Origin of the sequence: Citrobacter sp. CK191, from assembly GCF_030333435.1 — a bacterium.
In the GTDB taxonomy this organism is placed as follows: Bacteria; Pseudomonadota; Gammaproteobacteria; order Enterobacterales; family Enterobacteriaceae; genus Citrobacter_B; species Citrobacter_B koseri.
Map to the genome: position 1 here is coordinate 151,102 of NZ_JAOWFX010000034.1, position 20,040 is coordinate 171,141.

The following is a 20,040-nucleotide window of genomic DNA, read 5'->3' on the forward strand; positions in this document are numbered from 1 at the left end:
ACTGATGCAGGAATAAACGATGACCCGTAAGAACAGAAAAGTCACCATTCCCGTCAGTATCGGCTACGGCCTGACGGATATCATGGGGGGCGGCGCATTTACCGTTATCGGTGCCTGGCTGCTTTTCTTCTATACCACCTTTGTTGGTCTGTCGCCGATTGAAGCGGCGTCTATTGTGGCGATCGCGCGTATTGTCGATGCGATCGTGAGCCTGTTTATGGGCAGCTTCACGGACCATTTCTATAAGCATTATTTGGGCAAGAAATTTGGCCGCCGCCGGTTCTTCCTGCTCATTGGCGCGCCACTCATGCTGGTTTACATCCTGTTATGGATGAACGGCATGAACTTCTGGTTCTATCTCGCTGTGTACCTGGCCTTTGAGATTATCGCCGCTATGGTGCTGATCCCGTGGGAAACGCTGCCGTCTGAGATGACCAAAGACTTCAATGACCGTACCAAACTGTCAACGTGCCGCATGTTCCTGTCGGCATCCGGGACGTTCCTTGCCACCTTTATTCCGGGCCTGTTGATCGGCTGGCTGGGTGAAAACAACGCGGATGCGTATCTGATCAACGGCGTTGTATTTGCCGTGCTGTTTACGGTCTGTGTGTTTATCTCCTGGAAAGTGACCTGGGAACGTGAACTGACGCCGGAAATGCTGGCGGAAATGGAAAAAGAGCGTCAGCCGATGACCGCTGGCGAAAAACTGGCGGCGTTTGGCAACCTGTTCAAAGAGTATGCCTCAACGTTAAAAGTGCGCGCGTTCCGTAAACATCTGGCGATCTATCTCTTCTCCTTTACCGCCAAGGATGTCTACAACACCGTATTCGTCTTTTTCTGCGTCTACTGCCTGAATGTTTCATCCTCGCTGGCGGGAACATTGCTGTCGATGAGTATCGTCGGCTTGCCGGTCACGCTGGCGGCGGGCGTGGCGATTATTAAATATGGCCCTTCTCGCCTCTATGTCTTCTCCTACAGCCTGATGATGCTGTGCCTGGGCGGGTTCTTCCTGGTTTACCAGTTCCCGACCGACAACAAAATCGTATTGCTGGTGATTCTCGCCGGGGTTTACCAGGTCGGGCGCTGCATTCTGGAGTTCACGCCGTGGAACGTGTTCCCGTTCATCCCGGACATTGACGAAATGATCACCCGTCAGCGCCGTGAAGGGCTGTTTGCCGCCGTCATGACGTTCTCCCGTAAGACAACGGTAGCTATTGCGACCTTTGCCGTGGGCCTGCTTCTGCAAAGCGGCGGCTTCGTGAAAGGCAGCCAGACGCAGCCGCAGGAAGCGATCACGACCATTGCCATGCTGCTGTTCGTTGGTACGGCCGGGCTTCTGATCATTGCACTGTGGCAAGCGCTGACCTTCCATCTGAATAAGCGCACGCACAAAATTTTCGTGGATGAAATTGAACGCCTCAAAGCGGACGGTCTTAAACAGGATGTGACGCCGGAAGCCCGCCATATTGTGGAAGACCTGACGGGCTACAGCTATGACTCGCTCTGGTGTCAAAGCGCGCCTGAACGGGTAAAGCCCGCTGAACCCACCTCCATACTGAGCTGAGACAGCCTGGCGGCAGCAAGGGCGCAATAGGCCTGCTGCCGCCAATCCTTCTTTTTATACAGTGAGTAGAAAGATGCAAAATAAGCTATTACACGCGAAAGCCACCGTTCCGAACTGGGATCGCAACGCGCTGGTTCCGCGAATTGTTCACCTGGGATTTGGTGCGTTTCATCGTGCGCATCAGGCCGTTTATGCGGATATTCTGGCTGCGGAACACGGCAGCGACTGGGGATACACCGAAGTTAACCTGATTGGCGGCGAGCAGCAGATCGCCGATCTGAAAAATCAGGATCGCCTCTATACGGTGGCGGAAATGTCGGCCGATGCCTGGACCGCCCGCGTGGTTGGCGTAGTGAAGAACGCGCTGCATGCGCAGGTGGATGGCCTGGAAACGGTGCTGGCTGCCATGTGCGAGCCGCAGGTTGCCATTGTATCGTTGACGATCACGGAAAAAGGCTACTGCCACTCTCCGGCTACCGGCCAGTTGATGCTCGATCACCCGGCTATCGTTGCCGATCTGCAAAACCCTCAGCAGCCAAAATCAGCGCCGGGCGTTATTGTCGCCGCGCTGGCGCGCCGCAGAGCGGCGGGTCTCCCGGCGTTTACCGTGATGTCCTGCGACAATATGCCGGAAAACGGTCATGTTATGCGCAACGTAATATGCGCCTATGCGCAAGCCGTTGATGCCGGGCTGGCTGCCTGGATTGCGCAGAACGTGACGTTCCCCTCCACGATGGTGGATCGTATCGTCCCGGCGATGACGGCGGAAACGCTGGATAAGATTGAACAGCTTACCGGCGTGCGCGACCCGGCAGGCGTGGCCTGCGAGCCATTCCGTCAGTGGGTTATCGAGGATAACTTTGTCGCAGGCCGCCCGGAATGGGAAAAGGCCGGAGCCGAACTGGTGGCTGACGTGCTGCCGTTTGAAGAGATGAAGCTGCGTATGCTTAATGGCAGCCACTCTTTCCTCGCTTATCTGGGTTATCTTTCCGGCTATCAGCACATTAATGAGTGTATGGAAGATGAGCACTTCCGACGCGCCGCGAGGGCGCTGATGCTGGAAGAGCAGGCGCCGACGCTGAACGTGACGGGGGTGGATCTCACTCGCTATGCCGATATGCTGATTGCGCGCTACAGCAACACGGGGCTGCGTCACCGTACCTGGCAGATTGCGATGGACGGTAGCCAGAAACTGCCGCAGCGCATGCTGGATTCCGTTCGCTGGCACCTGGTTCACCACCATCGTTTTGATCTGCTGGCGCTGGGCGTTGCGGGCTGGATGCGTTACGTCGGCGGGGTGGACGAACAGGGAAACCGTATTGACGTTAGCGATCCGCTGTTGCCGGTCTTGCAGAATGCGGTGATGCAGAGCGCGGAAGGCGAGGCGCGGGTAAAAGCGCTGCTGGGCGTGGAGGCCATTTTCGGGAACGAATTACCGCATGAGCCGCTGTTTGTGGCGCAGGTAACGCAGGCTTACCTGTCGCTGCTGGAAAACGGCGCGAAAGCGACGGTTGCCCGCTATATCTCTGAACGGTAAAGCGTAAAGGAGTGCCGCCAGATAACGACGGCACTCCTGCGTTGACTGACGCCCCCATTCACCAACCCTTTTCCTCTTTTTTCTCTCCCGTTGCTTCCTTCTGCGCTAAACAGTGACTAAACAGCGATGATGTCGTTTTAACGATGTAACGCACCTGCGCGAATTAGCGATGCCCGCCACAAAATTCACATATCACTCCCACTGATGAAAGGAAGCGACTTGCTTTTGTACAGGGAGGCGGATAGTTTCTGTAACGTTACACTAAAACGTTACAGAAGAAACATACAGCAGTTTTTCTCATTTACTCTCCTGGCGATTTAGCGGTGCCAGACGGCGTTATCGCTACCCTAATGGTATGTGGAAGGACAATCATGATGGAAATAAAACAGCTTCGTTCGACCAGACGTTTTTTAGCTTTAGCTTGCTTAAGTACCGCGCTGATAGCGGGCAGTGTGGTGACTTCTTTTGCTCAGGCAGCGCTTAATTTTCGCGTTTACTCCTCTTTGCCCGGGGATGATTCCTCCGCGCACTATATCTGGTTTACCCGTTTTCAGGAGAACCTGAACAAAAACGAAAAATTGAAAGGGCAAATTAAGCTCAACTATTTTGCCAACGGGATGTTAGGAAAAGAGGCCGATGCCACGCAGCAGGTACGCATTGGCGCAATCAATATGATGATCTCCGGCACCTCGATTTGGGCCACGCTGGTGCCTGAAATTGGCGTTCTGGATCTGGGGTATCTGTTTAAAGATTACGACCAGGTTGGCAAAACGCTGGACGGAAAAGCGGGCGAGCAGCTTTCTGCGTTAATGCTGAATAAAGCTAACGTTATGGTGCTGGGTTATGGCTATAACTTAGGCGCGCGTAATGTGTATACCAAAAAGACCATTGAAAAACCTGAAGATTTAAAGAATCTGAAAATCCGCGTTCTGCCGGTGCCTAACTTTATCGCCACGCTGAATCATATGGGCGCGGTGGCGATTCCGATGCCGGGCGGCGAGGTCTATTCCAGTCTGCAAATGGGCGTTATCGACGGCGTTGAACATGATGCGCCGACCATCTACTCCAGCAAATATTATGAAATTATCAAGAATGGCACCCTGACCCGCCATAGCTTTAACCCGCTGATGATTGCCATGAATAAGAAGAGCTTCGAACAAATTCCAGAAGCGCTGCGGGCCGACGTCCTTGCGGCGGCGCAGGAAGCCACAGAGTACGAGCGCCAGCAGGCAAGCCAGAAAGAGCAGGAAGCGATTAAAAACCTGGAAGCCAAAGGGGTGACATTCCGTGAGACCGATCGCGCGTACTTTGCGCAGCAGGTGCAGCCGGTCTGGAAGGCATTCCTCGATCAATATCCTGATATGAAACCGATTGTTGATGAGATTACCGCCGCGGCGCCAGGCGATAAGTCGTAATACGTGAGCCGCCGATTCAGCCGGTTTTGGGGTGGGTCGGCGGTATCACCCGGTAAGCCCATGAAAGGAGTCCAACATGGCAGATATCTCTATGAAAGCAAAGGATGAAAATGCTTTGCTGATGCTGTTAGGCCGACTGAGCAGAGGCTTAACGACCTTAACATCCTGGGCCGGGGCACTGGTGCTGTTTATCAACGTACTGGTGGTATTCGCATCCGTTATCTGGCGCTACGCATTGCATTCACCGATTCACTGGGCGGAAGAGGTGGCGCGTGCGCTGATGATTGCCCTCGTCTTTTTTGGCGTGGCCACGTCCACAGGCAGAGGCGGGCATATTGGCGTCGATCTGTTCCTGCGTTTTTTGCCCGAGCAGGTGCGCCCTTATGTTATCCATGCCAGTCGTTGGGTGCTGTTTCTGGTGTCGGTGGGGCTGGTGATTTCCAGCTATGACCTGGTGCAGGCCGCGCGGGTACAAACGACCGAGACCGGCCTGCCGCAGACGATTTACGTTATCCCGGTGTTGATCGGTTCCGTGGTGATGATGGTGGCCGCGCTGGAACATGCGCTGCATGAACGCGCGCGGGTTGTTCTGCTCAGCGGCGGCGGAATCCTGGTGCTGGCGGCGCTGGGGTATCTGAAACTCTCGCTGATGGCCGATCCGGCCAGCGCGGCGGCGGGGCTGATGCTGATCTGTTTTGCGCTGGGTATCCTGGCCGGTGTGCCTATCGCGTTTACGCTGGGCATGTCCGCAATGGTGTTCTTTATTTGCGATCCGTCGTTACCGTTTGTCTTTTTCTCTCAGCAGGTTGCCGCCGGGGTGGACCACTTCGTTCTGCTGGCGATTCCGTTCTTTTTACTTGCCGGGGCGGCAATGGAAATCAACGGGATGTCAACGCGTCTGGTTGAGCTGATTGTGCGCGGGATGGGGCGTTTTCGCGGCGGGTTAAACATGACGACCGTGCTGTCGATGGCCTTCTTCTCCGGGATTTCCGGTTCCAAACTGGCGGATGTCGCCGCAGTGGGCGGTGTCTTGATGCCTGCGGTGCGTCGCGCTAAGCAGGACAGCGAAGAGGCCGCAGGGGTGTTCGCCGCATCGGCGGTGATGGCGGAGACCATTCCTCCGTGCGTAAACCTGATCGTCATGGGGTTTGTGGCGAATATCTCCATCGGCGCGCTGTTTATCGCCGGCCTGGTTCCCGCCGTCTGCCTGCTGGTACTGCTGATGATCGCGGCCAACCGTTTTGGCGGAAAAATTAACGTCAGCGAGGCTTACCCGGTTTTACGCCCGCGTGCGCAGCTCTACCTTGGCGCCGCCGTGGGGCTGGTCATGATCTTTATGATTGGCCGTGGGGTGATGATGGGGATTGCGACCTCGACAGAAATCTCTGCCTTTGCGGTGATTTACGCCATCGTTGTCGGTCGCCTGGCGTTTCGCGAGCTGACGCTGAAAGCGACGGTAAAAATGTTTATTGATATCGCGGCCATGTCCGGCGTACTGCTGTTCATCGTCGCCTGCGCGACCAGCCTTTCTTATGCGCTGACGATACAGATGATTCCGCAGCAAATTGCTGAACTGCTGGTGGGGATTGGAATGGAACAGGGCGCCTGGCTGTTCCTGCTGTTGACCATTGTGATTCTGATTATCTTTGGCGCGGTTCTGGAAGGTGCGCCAGCGTTGATCATTTTCGCCCCTATCCTGGTGCCAATCGCCATTCAGCTTGGGTTTAACCCGCTGCATTTCGGTATTGTCATGATTCTGGCGATGGGCTTTGGCTTATTTTCACCGCCGATTGGATTAGGGCTGTATACCACCTGCGCCATCTGCGGTGTGGAGATGAAACATGTTATTCGGCCAATGGCGAAATATCTGGCGGTTGTTTTCGTCGGCATCATCATTGTGGCGATGGCGCCGCCATTAACCACCTGGTTGCCTGGACTGGCAGGCTACTGATTATTCATTACGGATATTCGCCACGCTCAGTGGCGGGGATGTCCGCGCGCTGAAAATGGCAGTAACGCGACAGGTTATCGCCTGGCGATGTTTAAATCTGAATAAGTGGAGTATGAAATGGGATCATTAGTGGGTAAAAAAGTTTTTATTACCGGTGCGGAACAGGGTATTGGTAAAGAAACGGCCAGAAAATTAATTGAGGCCGGATGTGATATCTATATTCATTATTTCAGCGGCGAAGAAGGCCCACGAGAATTAATGGCCATTGCGGAGCAAAAGGGAGGCCGGGCGGCTTGCGGTTATGCTGATTTAACGAATGAGGAAGATGCCGCGCGGTGCGTTGCGCAGGGCGCGGCGTTTCTTGGCGGCATTGATATTCTGGTGAATAACGTCGGTGGAATTATCGCCCGAAAATGGCTCGGCGAGATCGAACCACAGTTCTGGCGTACCGTTATTGACGTGAATATGACCACGATGCTCAATGTCACCCAGCAGGCGTTGCCCTGGCTGAAAGCCTCGCCAGATGGGGCGAGCATTGTGAATCTGGCGTCATTAGCCGGTCGTTCCGGCGGCCATGCGGGATCTCTGGTTTATTCCACCACGAAAGGCGCCGTCTTGACCTGGACGCGCTCACTTGCCGCCGAACTGGGCGAATCTGGCATTCGGGTGAACGCCGTGGCCCCAGGATTGATTCTGGGCACCCGTTTTCATAATCAGCATACGACGCAGGCGTCTGCCGACCAGACGATTCAGGCTATTCCTTTGGGGCGCGCCGGTACGCCTGAAGATGTCGCCCGGGTAATCTGTTTCCTCGCCTCTGAATATGATGGTTTCGTCTCCGGCGCGACGATTGATATTAATGGCGGTATTTATCGGGCGTAAAAGCGGGCGGGTTGTAAAACCCGCCTGAGTTAAAAGGGACTCTTTATGATAAAGTCAGATATTATTCATCCTGATTTATTACAGGCATTGGCGCAGTGCGGTCATAAAGCCAATATTCTGATCGCGGATGCGAATTACTCTTTCCTGACCAACTCGTCACCGCAGGCACGTATTATCTGGCTTAACTTTTCTCCCGGCTTAATTGGCAGCGTGATGATTCTGGAGAAAATTCTTGGCTATATTAACGTAGAGAAAGCGACGTTAATGACGAGCCCGGCTGAATTTGATAACACGATTGAGCGTGAATACCGTGGTCTGCTTTCAGAAATGACGGAACTTGCTCATGTTGAGCGAAATGCGTTTTACGCGCTGGCAAAATCATCGGATACGCTGCTGGTGATCGCGTCGGGCGAAACCCGCCGTTTTGCCAATATTCTCCTCACCGTCGGCCCGACATTACTCTGAGAATAACGCGAGAAGAACGCGACGTTCTTCTCGCGTTATTCTCATCGTATATTTTCCGCTTCCCGCACCGATTGTCGGCATACCAGGGAAGGGGGAAACAAAAACTCGTCGGGAGGGATTGCCGGAGTCTCTATTCGGGCGATCAGGCGCTCAACCATCACGTCCGCCATCTCCGTGAGCGGCGGCATAATAGAGGTCAGGCCGGGGTAAACCAGGCCAGAGAGTGAAATATTGTCGATACCGACGAGAGAGATCTCTTCCGGTACTCGGATGCGGGCTTCGTGCAAACCACTCATCAAACCAATGCCAAGCGCATCGTTAATGGCGACGATGCCGTCAGGACGAAGGGATTGCTGGCAGAGGGTTTGCGCCAGAGAACGGCCCAGTTCGGTCATTTCGGTATCTCCGTAGGCGGCCATCGCTTTTCCTTCGATGATCATCCCTTCACGATACATGTTGTGCTGGCGTACCGCGCTGAGAAAGCCTTCTATTTTATGCGCGCGGCTGGGGGTCATTCCTGCGACGGTCGCAAACGCGAGGCGGCGACACCCGCGCGCGATAAGATGCTCTGCCGCCATTCGGCCCGCCTCAACGTTATCCATCGACACACTGTCCAGCGCGAAACCGCCAGAGTCAACGCTTGCGGGCATACGGCCATCGTAGTTCACCATTATCATGCCCTGCGCCGCCGCGTGGGCGAAATGCGGCTTTTCGATATCACAGGCGGCCACAATAATCCCGCGAACGCCATGAGCAAACATATCTTCCAGAAACGCTTCTTCTTCTTCGATTTGGCGATAGGTGTTGCCGATCAGCACGCGGTAGAGGTGTTTTTTGGCGGCCAGATCCACTTCACGCGCCAGTGCCGCAAAGCTGGGGTTCACGATGGATGGCACCAGTAACCCGATCATTTTTGCCTGCCCCGTTTTGAGTTGCTGGGCGACCCGGTTGGGGAAATAGTTGAGCGTTTGCATGCTTTGCTGAATGCGCGCCAGCGTTTCCGGGCGCATTTGATCGGTGCGGCCGTTAAGCACATTGGACACCGTGCTGACGGAAACGCCCGCATGTTTTGCGACATCTCGAATGTTTGCCATACATCTCCTTTGCAGCAATCGGTGAATGGCGGCTCATTCAGTATCGCCATCTGGATAGCAGAGTATAAACTACAACGGTTTAGTGTAACGTTACAGCTAATCGTGTCAATGCCATAAATCCCGTAACCGTTGTTCACACAATGAAAAATCTAAATAACATTGATAATGAGTTTTACTCTCATTATCATGTTGGCTGTGCGGGTTTCGGTGATTATTCTTCGTATCAAGGATGGACACAGAACATATATATGGAAAACCCTTCCCATACATAAAACGAGCATTTTTGTTCGGGTTTCATTCAATAAGAACCCCATTTTAAAGGGTTTTTTTCGTGTCCTTGTATTCATGAGATTAATGATGAAAAGCAGCGCAAAAAATAATTATTCTCTGCAAAAATCCTTGCTGGCATTCGCGATTGGTGCCGCCGCTCACGGTGTTTACGCAGCAGAAGACACTACCGGGAAAGAAGATACGATGGTCGTTGAGGCCAAATCCGCAAACAGTGGTTTTAAAGCCGGTGGCGACGCGCAGGTGCCCGCGTTCCTGGAGGGGCAGGTTGCCCACGGAGGACGACTGGGGGTTCTGGGCGAACAAAAAGCGATGGATGTGCCGTTTAACGTTATCGGTTACACCTCAAAACTGGTGGAAGACCAGCAGGCGAAGACCGTCGGCGAGGTGCTGAAAAACGACGCCGCAGTACAGCCCGTACAGGGATACGGGAACTTCTCGGAAAACTATCGTATTCGCGGCTTTGAGCTGGCGGGGGATGACGTGACCTGGGGCGGTCTGGCTGGCGTGCTGCCGCGTCAGGTTGTGGATGCTTCGCTGTTTGAGCGCGTGGAAGTGTTTAAAGGCGCCAGCTCTTTTGTGAACGGCGCGGCAAGTTCCGGGGTGGGCGGTATGGTCAACATGGAGCCGAAACATGCTGATGACCTGCCGCTGACGCGCCTGGGAGTGGATTACACCTCTTCAACTCAGGTAGGTACCACGCTGGATGCCGGTCGTCGTTTTGGCGACAACAATCAGTTTGGCGCGCGAGTAAACATTCTGCATCGTGAAGGCGAAACCGCCGTTGATAACGAGAAAAAACGCACGACGCTGGCCGCCCTCGGGCTGGATTATCGCGGCGATAAACTGCGCTCCTCGCTGGATGTCGCCGCCCAGAAGAAGACGTTCCACGGCGGGACGATGGGGATTAACTTAAGCGGCGTCGATTTCGTGCCGGATGTACCGAACAACACGGATAACTACAGCCAGAAGTGGGGCTACAGTGATATCACTAACCAGTTCGGTATGGCGCGCGCTGAATACGACATCCTGAATAACTGGACGGTCTACGGCGGCGCCGGGGCGCAACATGCGCATGAAACCGGGATTTATACCGCGCCAAAATTACTGAACAGATCGGGTGATGCTGTCGTCGATGTGCTGTATACCAACCGTATTATTGACGCGTTCAGCAGTATGGCGGGTATTCGCGGCGAATTTGATACCTGGTCGGTCAGCCATAAGGTGAACCTGGGCTATTCGGCGGTGATCAAACGCGATAAAACGGCATGGCGTATGAACTGGGCCAACCCTGGCTCCATGACCAATATCTATGACAACCATGACGTGCCGATGCCGCAGTGGGATCTCGCCGGCGGCAACTATCACGATCCGCTGACAACCTCCCGAAACCGTACTCAGGGTTATCTCCTCAGCGATACGCTGGGATTCTTTGATGACCAGGTGCTGCTGACCGTCGCCGCGCGTAATCAGAAAGTGGTGGTGCGTAACTACAGCAATGCGACCGGTGAAGAAGACACTGACTCTCGCTATACGGAAAGTCGATGGATGCCGACCTACGGTATCGTATATAAGCCGTGGGACACGGTGTCACTGTATGCTAACCACACCGAGGCACTACAGCCGGGTGAAAACATTACCGACCACGAGTCGCCGGATTACGGTAAAAGCATCGGTATTCTGCACTCTAAGCAAAATGAAGTGGGCGTGAAAATTGATTTCGGCACCGTCGGCGGTAGCCTGGCGCTGTTTGAGATTAAGAAACCGTCCGTGATTAAGAACGAGACGACGCAGGAATATTCGACCGATGGCGAGCAGCGTAACCGGGGTGTGGAAGTTAACCTGTTTGGTGAGCCGGTCTACGGTCTGCGTCTGAACAGCAGTGCGACCTGGTTACAGCCGAAACTGACCAAAACGCAGGATGGCGTCAACCAGGGGAATGATGCTTCCGGTACTCCACGTTTCACCGCCGTTCTCGGTGCTGAATATGATATCCGGCAGGTTGATGGGCTGACCGCTACCGCGCGACTGAATCACACCGGCTCGCAGTATGACGGCGCCGCTAATGAGAAGAAGCTGGACAGTTACACCACGCTTAACCTCGGCGTTCGTTACCGGATGCGCGTAAACCAGGAGCAGAATGAGATGGTATGGCGTTTAGGGGTGGATAACGTCACCAACGAGCAATACTGGTCTGGTGTATCCGACTACGATGGCGTGTATGTGTACCGTGGCGAACCGCGTACCCTGAAGCTGTCTGTTAATTACGACTTCTGAGTTAAAAACGGGCAGGGATGCCCGGTAGTAATGCCGGATGGCGGCTTTGCCTTATCCGGCCTACGGTACTACGGTATGGTGCGGGTAATGCCGGATGGCGGCTTTGCCTTATCCGGCCTACGGTACTACGGTGTGGTGCGGGTAATGCCGGATGGTGGCTTTGCCTTATCCGGCCTACGGTACTACGGTGTGGTGCGGGTAATGCCGGATGGCGACTTCGCCTTATCCGGCCTACGGTACTACGGTGTGGTGAGATTGTAGGCCCGATAAGCTTGCGCCATCGGGCAACCGAACCGGCTATGATGATTTCTGAAATTCGCTGACGGTTTCCCACGCAATCTGCTGCAATGCTTTTGCGGTGGCTGGGGTCATATCCGTGTCTACGGGCAGCGCTCCGCCCACTGGCGACTGGTTATACAGCGTGGCAAAGAACACACAGGCGGCTAAATAGGTTCCTGCAATGGAAGGGTGTACGCCATCGTGGTAATAAAGATTAATTTCCGGGTGTGCTTTACGCGCTTTTTCAAAAGCCAGGCCGACCGGCGCGACATAGCCGCCAGTTTTCTGCGCAATGGAAACATAGGCGTCAGCAAGTTTCTGTATATCCTCTGGTTGATCCCGCTTTGCCCAGGTCATGAAGTACACGACTTTTGAACCTGCCTGATGCGCCATATCCGCCATTTTTGTCGCGGATTCGATGAAATTCTGCCGGGTGCTCTCTTTCTGTGAGATCGTCTCCGTGGAGTTGCCTTGCAAGATGACAACGTCCCATTTTTGCAATGTATTCTGATAGGCGAGATTATGAATTTGCCAGCCTAAATGACCGCTTGAGATGGTGATCCCCCGATATTTATACCCTTTCGCGTGGTTCGGCAGTAAAGAGCGCGTCAGATCCCGCAACCGGGTATTAATATTGTTGTTATAGAACGTGAAAGAGTTGCCATACAGCGCGACAATTTTATTATCCCCCTCTATTTTTGCATAGGGTGAGGGCGCTAATAGCGCATCAGCATGCACACATAAACTGCCAAATAAAAAAGTTGATGCAAGGGATAACTGCATTATTCTTTTCATAAATCACCTGTCAGAAGTCATAGCGGAGTCCAACGATGAGCGCGTCATCATTGACTTTTTGGTTTTTATTGGCGAAGGCTTTATCGTAAGTAAATGATAACCAGGTATCATCGGCTAATGTTATTTGTGTTTCGACACGCCAGTCCTCTTTTTCATAGACGGATTTATCTTTCTCATCCAGGAAACTGTAACCGGTAAGGAATTTAAATTTACCGTATTTCCAGGACAGTAATGAATCCATGCCTTTAAAGTCATTGTCGCTTTTATTATCGCGCGCAATGGATGTGCGTAATGCGGTGACGGCGGCTTCAACGTTCTTATAGCTGAGCTGCAAGCCTGCCATGATCTGGTCGTTTTGATTCCGGCCATCGGTGGTTTTTACACCATCCTGGCGTTTATAACGGCTGGCGGCAATCGCCGGTGTGAGTCTGAAATCCCCCAGTCTGAGCGTGTTTCTGTAACTGGCCATTGCGCCATAATCCAGAGCTTCATTACTGTTGCCATTGCCCGCGACCCACGCCAGCTGTATCTCATTGCCTGCAAATTTAGCATTCCATTGTACGGTGCCGTCCTGGCGGTTGAACTGGTAGGAGTCATCAATGGTGGTGATGCCGTAGCTGTAAATATTCGGCGTAAAGTTTTTATATTTATCAGTCATTTTCATGACCTGATACAACGGGTTTTTAGTCCTGCCGACAATCAGTTCGCCCCAGGTTTTATTGGACAAACCAATATAGGAGTAGCGCGCTTTTAAATCGCTATCCCCGGTATTGCTGTCGTTTTTTTCGGTTCGCACCTGCCATTCCAGACGGCCCACGATCTTTGTCTCGGGGATAAAATCCAAATCCCGGGTGAGGTAAATCCCCAGACGGCCACCCAGATTCGTTCGTGTTTCGCTTCCGGCATAAGAGTTTTCTCCGCTGGCAATTTTACCTTCTACACGGCCATAAATATCCAGCGTATTTCCATCTTTATTATAGATACTCATCGCATATGAGGAGGTTGTCATCCCCGTCAGTAGAATGAGTGAAATCATTTTTATTTTCATAGCATCCCCAGAAAACAATAGTTAGCTTATTTATCTGTTCGAGTGAGCGGTTTATCGCAGGGGGGATTGTTCTGGAAAAAAGGAAGTTCATGATATGGGAATTATTTTTTCTCATTACAAAATGTGATTTTTAGCGCATAACGATGTCCTGTTTTATCGTGTTGCTAAATTTAATGATGCTTATTTGCGAAAAGTTAAAGTAAAGCGGAATACGCGTTGCACTAACAAAGCAACTCATTGTGATAGCTATCTCATTTTTGTGTTTTTCGGGTGTTAAAAAGGGAAAACAAAATTCTCATGACGTATTTTATGAATGGGAATTTTATTTTCCCCTGTTAATCAGTTGGCCGATCCCGCAAGATTCATTCACGACCTTTTATATTAATATGCTTTATATTGCCGGAGAGTCGCAGTATGTACGGTAAGCAAACAACAGTATTTGATTCTGACCTCTATTCATCGCTCTTTACCGAGAGTCGGATGCGGGAAATCTGGTCTGACGACAATCTGCTTCGCTGCTGGTTGACGTTTGAAGCAACGGTAGCGCGCGTGCAAAGCGAGCTGGGCATTATTCCTGAACAGGCGGCGATTGAAATCGAGCAGGCATGTCAGAACATCGAGATAAACTGGCCCGCCTTAGCCCAGGGAACGCAAACGGTGGGCATGGCGATTAAACCCTTGATCGACCAGATTTCGGCTGCTGGCTCTCCGTTGGTTAGCCGCTATCTCCACTGGGGATGCACCACCCAGGATCTGCTGGACTCCGGCGTGGCGATGCGATTACAGCAGACGCTGCAACGGGTATATCAGCAGCTGATTGAGGTAGGGGAAGAGATGAAGGGCATGGCTTTAAAGCATGCCCGCACCGTTATGGTTGCGCGCACTAATTCGGTTGATGCTTCCGCCACGACCTGGGGGCTGCATGTCTCCGGCTATCTGGCGGAGGTGAATCGGCATCTGAACCGGCTGCAACAGCTCTATCCCCGGGCGATTACGGGTCTGTTTGGCGGCGCGGTGGGGAATCTTGCCTCCGTCGGTTCTCAGGGAATGGCGACGCGTGATCGGTTGATGCGGGCGCTGGGGCTAAACGTTCCCTGTGGTATAAACAATGCCAGCCAGGATGCAATTGTTGAAGTGGTTCAATGCTTTGCGCTGATTCACGGTACGCTCTGCCGCCTGGCGAATGACGTGGAAACCCTAGGACGCACCCCCATCGCGGAAGTGCTTGAAGGTGAGGGCGGCGGAGGCTCCAGCACCATGCCGCACAAGGCTAATCCGCGCGCCAGCAATATGATTCAGACGCTGGCGAGGATGGGCTGGATGTACGCCTCCGGCGCGCCTGCGATGCTGGATCAGCAGGATGTGCGCGCGGCGTCGATGAGAGTATTGAACTGGACGATTCTACCCGAGGCGTCGAACGCCTTATCGGTCAGTCTTAGCCGGGCCAAAAAGCTGCTTTCCCACCTTATTGTGAATGAAGACAGAATGCGCGCTAATTTTGACTGCTCGAAATCTTTCATTATGTCGGAATCGATTACGATGAGTCTGGCGAACAAAATAGGGAGAGAACCCGCTTATAATTTAGTTAAAGCGCTGCTCAGTCAGGCGAATGGTGAGCAAAGTCTTATCGACATTGTCCACGCCAGCCCGGAAATTCGGGCGTCGTTATCCGCAGAAGAAATTGCCGATGCCTGCGAGCCGTTGTCTTATATTGGTTGCAACGATGCGCTGATTGCCGAGACCCTCGCGCGGTTTGATGAAATGAAAGTCATCGATATTGCGTAGCGCTTTATGTCGGGAGCGTCCCTCCCGACTCTGCTGGTCAGGTATTATGTGAAGAAGCGGAAAATGTCTCAAAGAAGAGAAACAACTCTTCCAGTTGGGCAAAGTTGCCTTCATTGTCACTCTTCTCATAAGCCAGATGCAGAATCAGTTCGATAAAAAAGAAACCGAGAATTCGGCTTTGAAAAATGGACTCCACGTCGCTTGGCAGTACAAACTGAAGATCGCAGAATTTACCGTAAGGATTGGCATCAGAATTGGTGATCAGCACGACGGTCGCATTTTTCTTTCTGAACCATTTCGCGATATTGAGTGCGACCCGGTTAAAGCGATAGTAGGAGAATACGATCAGAACATCATCTGGTTCAATGTTTATCAGGCACTTGGGCAACTCGCTGATGTCGGTAGGCAGAAGAGTGATGTTGCTGCGAAAGTACTTTAACAACGTACAAAAATGCAGCGCCATTGCGTGGGAGGAGGAAGGGCCGACCACATAAATATGGCGCTGGCTGTTGAGTACCAGTTCGATGAATTTATTCAGGCTATCGATGCTGATGGTCTGTTTAAAACCATTAAATAATGAAGTGACTTTATTATTAAAGGTCTCAACAATCTGTTCTGTTTTGGTGGTGTTTTTAGGCCGCTGGCGACTGTTTTTCTCAAAAGGCGCGGCGATTTTGTTTTTTGACAGCGTGGTATCCAGCGCTCTTCTGAAAGCCGCATAGCCGGTAAAACCAACTTTATTCAGAAAGCGCCCGATGGTTGCTTTGCTCACGGCGGCATTCTGGGAAAGATCGACAATCCCATGATAAGGTAATTCGCTGAAGTGTTTATTAATATAGTCATTAAGCCGACATTCAGACTCTGTCAGGTCACCAATATTTTGGGTGAGTGAATTATACTCATCCAGACTTAATGTGTTTTTTCTGTACATGTGCAGTACCCGGTGACGTTTTATATTGAGATTGTTATATGAAAAGATACCTCTGCCGTCAATCATTCCGTGGCTGGCAATTTAGTAAAACGTCTTATTTTCTGCGGGATCGCGCCCCATGTAGATAAGATGCGATCTTACTCACAAAAAAATATGGGAAAAGCCCTTTCCCATATTTTATAGCACGGTGGTTTATTACGATTAAATCGACAGTACAATTATTTAATTCCGTGAACTGACGGACATCTTCTCATGGCAATATGTATGAGCAGGTTTTTAGCTGTTGATGAAAACGCTGCTTGCATAAGGCTGACATCTCTGATTTGTATGGTATAGGGATTGTTGTTATGACTGCATTTATTATAGCAATAGTGATAACAGTAATTGCCGCGTGGTTAATTGTGAAAAATTACCAGCCGCAAACTGTGTTATTATTCGCGGGGCTGGCGTTATTAACAGTTACCGTTCTGTTTTACCCAGAGAATAGTATTCTTTATGGTAAAGCAAAATCTACCGGGTCAACCTGGCTGGATATCTTCAGTTTTGCAAAAGAGTCTTTGACCACGCAAATCGCGGGTATCGGCTTAATTATTATGGCGGCGGGAGGATTCGCCAGTTATATGGATCACATCAAAGCCTCGAATGCGATGGTGAATATGTGTATTCGTCCCTTGCAGGTCATTAAAGCGCCTTATCTTATTCTTGCGCTGGGCTACATTTGCGCGCAGCTTCTGCATGTGGCGATCTCCAGCGCTGCCGGGCTGGCGATGTTATTACTGGTGACGTTCTTTCCCGTTCTGGTGCGGCTGGGCGTCAGTAAAGCGTCCGCTGCCGCGATGATCGGCCTGTGCGCGTTTATGGATCTTGGCCCGGCGGTTGGAACGGCGAATCTTGCGGCCAAACATGCCGGAATGGAAAGCGCGATTTACTTTGCGCACTATCAGATGCCGGTGGCGGTTGTGGTTATGCTGGCCGTCGCGGTGGTGATTTTCTTTACCGCCAAATATTTCGATAAAAAAGATGGGTTTGTTCCGGGGACGGAAGAGGTTGCCGAAGCGGAAGAGGAAGGACGCAAAGTGCCCGCCATTTATGCGCTGCTGCCTGTATTGCCCGTCATTCTGGTTCTGGTTTTCAGCCCGCTGGCGATCGCATCCATCAAAATTGACGTTGTGACGGCGATGATCCTCGGGGCGGTGGTCGCTTTTTTCTTCGAGCTGTTCACCACGCGTGATTTCCGCGCCTGTTGCAAAGGGTTGCAGGTATTTTTCAAAGGAATGGGAAGCATGTTTACCAGTATCGTTTCTTTACTGGTCTGCGCGGATATCTATGCCCAGGGGCTACAGAAAATCGGCGCAGTGGACTATCTCCTTCAGTCCGTACAAAGCGCCGGTCTGGGCTTTACCAGTATGACGCTGGTGATGACGGCGCTGGTGGGCGTTACCGCGGTATTAACCGGTTCTGGCGTGGCGGCATTCTTCTCCTTTTCCGGGCTGGCGCCCTCTATCGCGGCGAAGTTTGGTGAAAGCGCGGTCAATATGATTCTGCCTATGCAGCTGATGGCGGGAATGGGGCGCTCTATTTCTCCGGTTGCAGGCATCATTATCGCCGTGAGCAAAGCGGGCGAATGCTCACCGTTTATGATCGTCAGAAGAACGCTGCTCCCGGCGCTGGCGGGGATTGCCGCGATGTTGATTGCCAACTATGTGCTGATTTAACGCTTTCTTATTACCGGATTTAACTCATGGACAGCAACGTGACACACGATGTTTTATACGTCCCGTTTACGGGGAAACTGTTACTGGAATCGCCGTTATTGAATAAGGGGAGCAGTTTTACTCAGCAAGAGCGGAATGATTTTAATCTTAATGGATTGCTGCCCTGCGCTATCGAAAATATTGATGAGCAAGCGGAACGCGCTTACCAACAATATCTGGAGGCGGAGTCTGATAACGCGCGGCATATTTATTTGCGTAATATCCAGGATACGAATGAGACGCTATTTTATTACCTGCTGAAAAAACATCTCCCGGAAATGCTGCCGATTGTTTATACCCCGACTGTTGGCGCGGCCTGTGAAAAGTTTTCCGGGATTTACCGCCGCGCCAGAGGGGTCTTTATTTCGTGGCCCGATCGCGAACGTATTGACGATATTCTGCATGATATTCCGAGACACGATATCAAAGTGATTGTGGTGACGGACGGGGAACGCATTCTGGGACTGGGCGATCAGGGCGTCGGGGGAATGGGGATACCGATTGGCAAACTGTCGCTGTATACCGTTTGCGGCGGGGTAAATCCGGCGCATACGTTGCCCGTTATGCTGGATGTCGGGACAAACAATCCGCGATTATTAGACGATCCCCGCTATATGGGCTGGCGGCATCCGCGCATCACCGGTGAAGACTACTTTGCGTTTATCGGTATGTTCATCGCTGCGGTGAAACGTCGCTGGCCGGATGTATTGCTGCAATTTGAGGACTTTGCCCAGCATACTGCGGTTCCTTTGCTGCATCGTTATCGTGATGAGCTGTGCTGTTTTAATGATGATATTCAGGGAACGGCGTCGGTCGCGCTGGCGACAATTTTAGCGGCCTGCCGCGCCAGTCAGCGTGATTTTAATCAGCAGACGATGGTCATCGTTGGCGCAGGGGCGGCGGGTTGCGGCATTGCCCGCCATATCATAGCCTGCCGGGTGGCCGAAGGTATGGACGCCGCAGAGGCCAGCAAAACGATTTTCATGGTGGATCGCGACGGCCTGGTGATGACCACCGCCTCGTCGCTGGCTGATTTTCAGGTTCCGCTGGCGCAGCCTCCTGAAATGCTATCTGGATGGGCATACGCTGGCGCGACGCCATCCTTGCTGGAGGTCATTCATAACGCGAAACCTGGCGTGATGTTGGGCGTTTCAGGGCAGGCGGGGCTGTTCACTGAAGAGGTGGTGCGTACGATGTATCGCCACTGCGAACGCCCGATTATTATGCCGTTGTCTAACCCGACCTCCAGAATGGAGGCCCGGCCGCAGGACCTTGTCCGCTGGACTGATGGACAGGCGATTATCGCAACGGGAAGCCCTTGTGAGCCGGTAGATTTTGCCGGACGTACGATACCGGTATCGCAGTGTAATAACGTGTATATCTTTCCTGCCATCGGTCTTGGCGCAATTGCCAGCGGCGCCAGGAGGATCACGGAAACGATGCTGATGGCGGCGAGCCGCGCGCTTGCCGACGCCTCGCCTTCGGTGCGTCATCATGGCGGAGGATTGCTGCCGGAAATCAACATGATATGCGACGTAACCCGCCGTATTGCCTTTGAAGTGGGGAAGGCGGCGCAGCTGTCTGGCGTAGCGGATGCGCTGGATGATGCTGTGCTAACACAGCGCATTACGGCGCATTTTTGGCTACCGCACTATCGTCCTTATAAACGCCGTGCTATCTAGTTTTTGGCTATGAATGCCCCGCTTCGGCAGTCGCGCCGGAGCGGGGCCGGGCGTATTAATAAAAAATACAAGGCGATAAAAAATAAAGGTAAGGAATAAAACTGACATCATAAGTTGAAAAATAAAACTTCATTAGCCTGCGATGCATTGCGCGGATTGTGCAACTTCATGATATGTATTTAATTATTTTTGAAAGCGGATGTGCGGCCTTATACAAGGTCAGATGGACGACGGTTAATTAAAATGCTGTTTTTATTTTATGTGGGGAAAACCTTATTCAGAGCGATCGAAAT

General features: G+C 52.3%; 15 protein-coding genes. 11 read left to right on the forward strand and 4 right to left on the reverse strand.

The genetic code is table 11. The annotated features are described in order from the left end of the window. The first annotated feature begins 19 nt into the window (after nt 1-19). The 6 genes from OGV82_RS20440 (at nt 20) to OGV82_RS20465 (ending at nt 7,814) form a co-directional block, all read left to right on the forward strand. Nucleotides 20-1,564 carry an MFS transporter gene (locus OGV82_RS20440; RefSeq protein WP_047459551.1) on the forward strand — a complete coding sequence of 515 codons (1,545 nt, stop codon included), beginning with the start codon at nt 20-22 and terminating at the stop codon, nt 1,562-1,564. Nucleotides 1,565-1,637: 73 nt separating this feature from the next. After that, entirely contained in the window at nt 1,638-3,101 is a 1,464-nt protein-coding gene (locus OGV82_RS20445; RefSeq protein WP_012134505.1) for a mannitol dehydrogenase family protein, read from the forward strand. A 371-nt stretch (nt 3,102-3,472) separates the two neighbouring features. After that, a complete protein-coding gene (locus OGV82_RS20450; protein WP_058668439.1) occupies nt 3,473-4,516 on the forward strand; it encodes a TRAP transporter substrate-binding protein in 1,044 nt (347 codons plus the stop codon). Nucleotides 4,517-4,592: 76 nt separating this feature from the next. Then, nucleotides 4,593-6,467, forward strand: coding sequence for a TRAP transporter large permease (locus OGV82_RS20455; RefSeq protein ID WP_012134503.1), 1,875 nt, complete (start codon nt 4,593-4,595; stop codon nt 6,465-6,467). Nucleotides 6,468-6,584: 117 nt separating this feature from the next. Then, nucleotides 6,585-7,349 carry an SDR family NAD(P)-dependent oxidoreductase gene (locus OGV82_RS20460; RefSeq protein WP_012134502.1) on the forward strand — a complete coding sequence of 255 codons (765 nt, stop codon included), beginning with the start codon at nt 6,585-6,587 and terminating at the stop codon, nt 7,347-7,349. Nucleotides 7,350-7,394: 45 nt separating this feature from the next. Then, entirely contained in the window at nt 7,395-7,814 is a 420-nt protein-coding gene (locus OGV82_RS20465) for an RbsD/FucU family protein (protein ID WP_012134501.1), read from the forward strand. A gap of 41 nt (nt 7,815-7,855) precedes the next feature. Here OGV82_RS20465 and OGV82_RS20470 read toward each other — a convergent pair whose 3' ends face one another. Next, entirely contained in the window at nt 7,856-8,923 is a 1,068-nt protein-coding gene (locus OGV82_RS20470) for a LacI family DNA-binding transcriptional regulator (RefSeq protein WP_338423709.1), read from the reverse strand. Nucleotides 8,924-9,265: 342 nt separating this feature from the next. Between OGV82_RS20470 and OGV82_RS20475 the strand changes: the two genes are divergently transcribed. Continuing rightward, nucleotides 9,266-11,473: a TonB-dependent receptor gene (locus OGV82_RS20475; RefSeq protein WP_047459541.1), complete on the forward strand. Its 2,208-nt coding sequence runs from the start codon at nt 9,266-9,268 to the stop codon at nt 11,471-11,473. 30 nt (nt 11,474-11,503) lie between these two features. Continuing rightward, on the forward strand, nt 11,504-11,734 hold the full coding sequence (locus OGV82_RS20480; protein WP_047459537.1) for a hypothetical protein: 231 nt from the start codon (nt 11,504-11,506) through the stop codon (nt 11,732-11,734). 36 nt (nt 11,735-11,770) lie between these two features. Here OGV82_RS20480 and OGV82_RS20485 read toward each other — a convergent pair whose 3' ends face one another. Both OGV82_RS20485 and OGV82_RS20490 read right to left on the reverse strand, forming a co-directional pair. Then, the gene (locus OGV82_RS20485; RefSeq protein WP_012134496.1) at nt 11,771-12,547 is read right to left on the reverse strand and encodes an SGNH/GDSL hydrolase family protein; all 777 of its coding nucleotides are present in this window, start codon (nt 12,545-12,547) and stop codon (nt 11,771-11,773) included. 10 nt (nt 12,548-12,557) lie between these two features. Further along, nucleotides 12,558-13,595, reverse strand: coding sequence for a porin (locus OGV82_RS20490; protein ID WP_101744336.1), 1,038 nt, complete (start codon nt 13,593-13,595; stop codon nt 12,558-12,560). A 414-nt stretch (nt 13,596-14,009) separates the two neighbouring features. Here OGV82_RS20490 and OGV82_RS20495 point away from each other — a divergent pair, with 414 nt between their 5' ends. Next, a complete protein-coding gene (locus OGV82_RS20495) occupies nt 14,010-15,380 on the forward strand; it encodes a class-II fumarase/aspartase family protein (protein ID WP_047459533.1) in 1,371 nt (456 codons plus the stop codon). Nucleotides 15,381-15,417: 37 nt separating this feature from the next. On the opposite strand, the gene OGV82_RS20500 is transcribed toward OGV82_RS20495, so the two are convergent. Continuing rightward, complete coding sequence (locus OGV82_RS20500; protein WP_047463819.1) at nt 15,418-16,311, reverse strand: MurR/RpiR family transcriptional regulator; 894 nt, start codon at nt 16,309-16,311, stop codon at nt 15,418-15,420. 347 nt (nt 16,312-16,658) lie between these two features. Between OGV82_RS20500 and dcuC the strand changes: the two genes are divergently transcribed. Both dcuC and OGV82_RS20510 read left to right on the forward strand, forming a co-directional pair. Continuing rightward, the gene (dcuC, locus tag OGV82_RS20505) at nt 16,659-18,026 is read left to right on the forward strand and encodes a C4-dicarboxylate transporter DcuC (protein WP_047459531.1); all 1,368 of its coding nucleotides are present in this window, start codon (nt 16,659-16,661) and stop codon (nt 18,024-18,026) included. 26 nt (nt 18,027-18,052) lie between these two features. Further along, nucleotides 18,053-19,747 (forward strand): NAD-dependent malic enzyme, encoded by a 1,695-nt coding sequence (locus tag OGV82_RS20510; protein ID WP_047459528.1) that lies wholly within the window; start codon nt 18,053-18,055, stop codon nt 19,745-19,747. The last annotated feature ends 293 nt before the right edge of the window (nt 19,748-20,040 follow it).

Coding starts and splice junctions, on each gene's coding strand:
- OGV82_RS20440 (WP_047459551.1), top strand. CDS start 20: ATGACCCGTAAGAACAGAAAAGTCACCATTCCCGTCAGTATCGGCTAC.
- OGV82_RS20445 (WP_012134505.1), top strand. CDS start 1,638: ATGCAAAATAAGCTATTACACGCGAAAGCCACCGTTCCGAACTGGGAT.
- OGV82_RS20450 (WP_058668439.1), top strand. CDS start 3,473: ATGATGGAAATAAAACAGCTTCGTTCGACCAGACGTTTTTTAGCTTTA.
- OGV82_RS20455 (WP_012134503.1), top strand. CDS start 4,593: ATGGCAGATATCTCTATGAAAGCAAAGGATGAAAATGCTTTGCTGATG.
- OGV82_RS20460 (WP_012134502.1), top strand. CDS start 6,585: ATGGGATCATTAGTGGGTAAAAAAGTTTTTATTACCGGTGCGGAACAG.
- OGV82_RS20465 (WP_012134501.1), top strand. CDS start 7,395: ATGATAAAGTCAGATATTATTCATCCTGATTTATTACAGGCATTGGCG.
- OGV82_RS20475 (WP_047459541.1), top strand. CDS start 9,266: ATGAAAAGCAGCGCAAAAAATAATTATTCTCTGCAAAAATCCTTGCTG.
- OGV82_RS20480 (WP_047459537.1), top strand. CDS start 11,504: ATGCCGGATGGCGGCTTTGCCTTATCCGGCCTACGGTACTACGGTATG.
- OGV82_RS20485 (WP_012134496.1), bottom strand. CDS start 12,547: ATGAAAAGAATAATGCAGTTATCCCTTGCATCAACTTTTTTATTTGGC.
- OGV82_RS20490 (WP_101744336.1), bottom strand. CDS start 13,595: ATGAAAATAAAAATGATTTCACTCATTCTACTGACGGGGATGACAACC.
- OGV82_RS20495 (WP_047459533.1), top strand. CDS start 14,010: ATGTACGGTAAGCAAACAACAGTATTTGATTCTGACCTCTATTCATCG.
- OGV82_RS20500 (WP_047463819.1), bottom strand. CDS start 16,311: ATGTACAGAAAAAACACATTAAGTCTGGATGAGTATAATTCACTCACC.
- dcuC (WP_047459531.1), top strand. CDS start 16,659: ATGACTGCATTTATTATAGCAATAGTGATAACAGTAATTGCCGCGTGG.
- OGV82_RS20510 (WP_047459528.1), top strand. CDS start 18,053: ATGGACAGCAACGTGACACACGATGTTTTATACGTCCCGTTTACGGGG.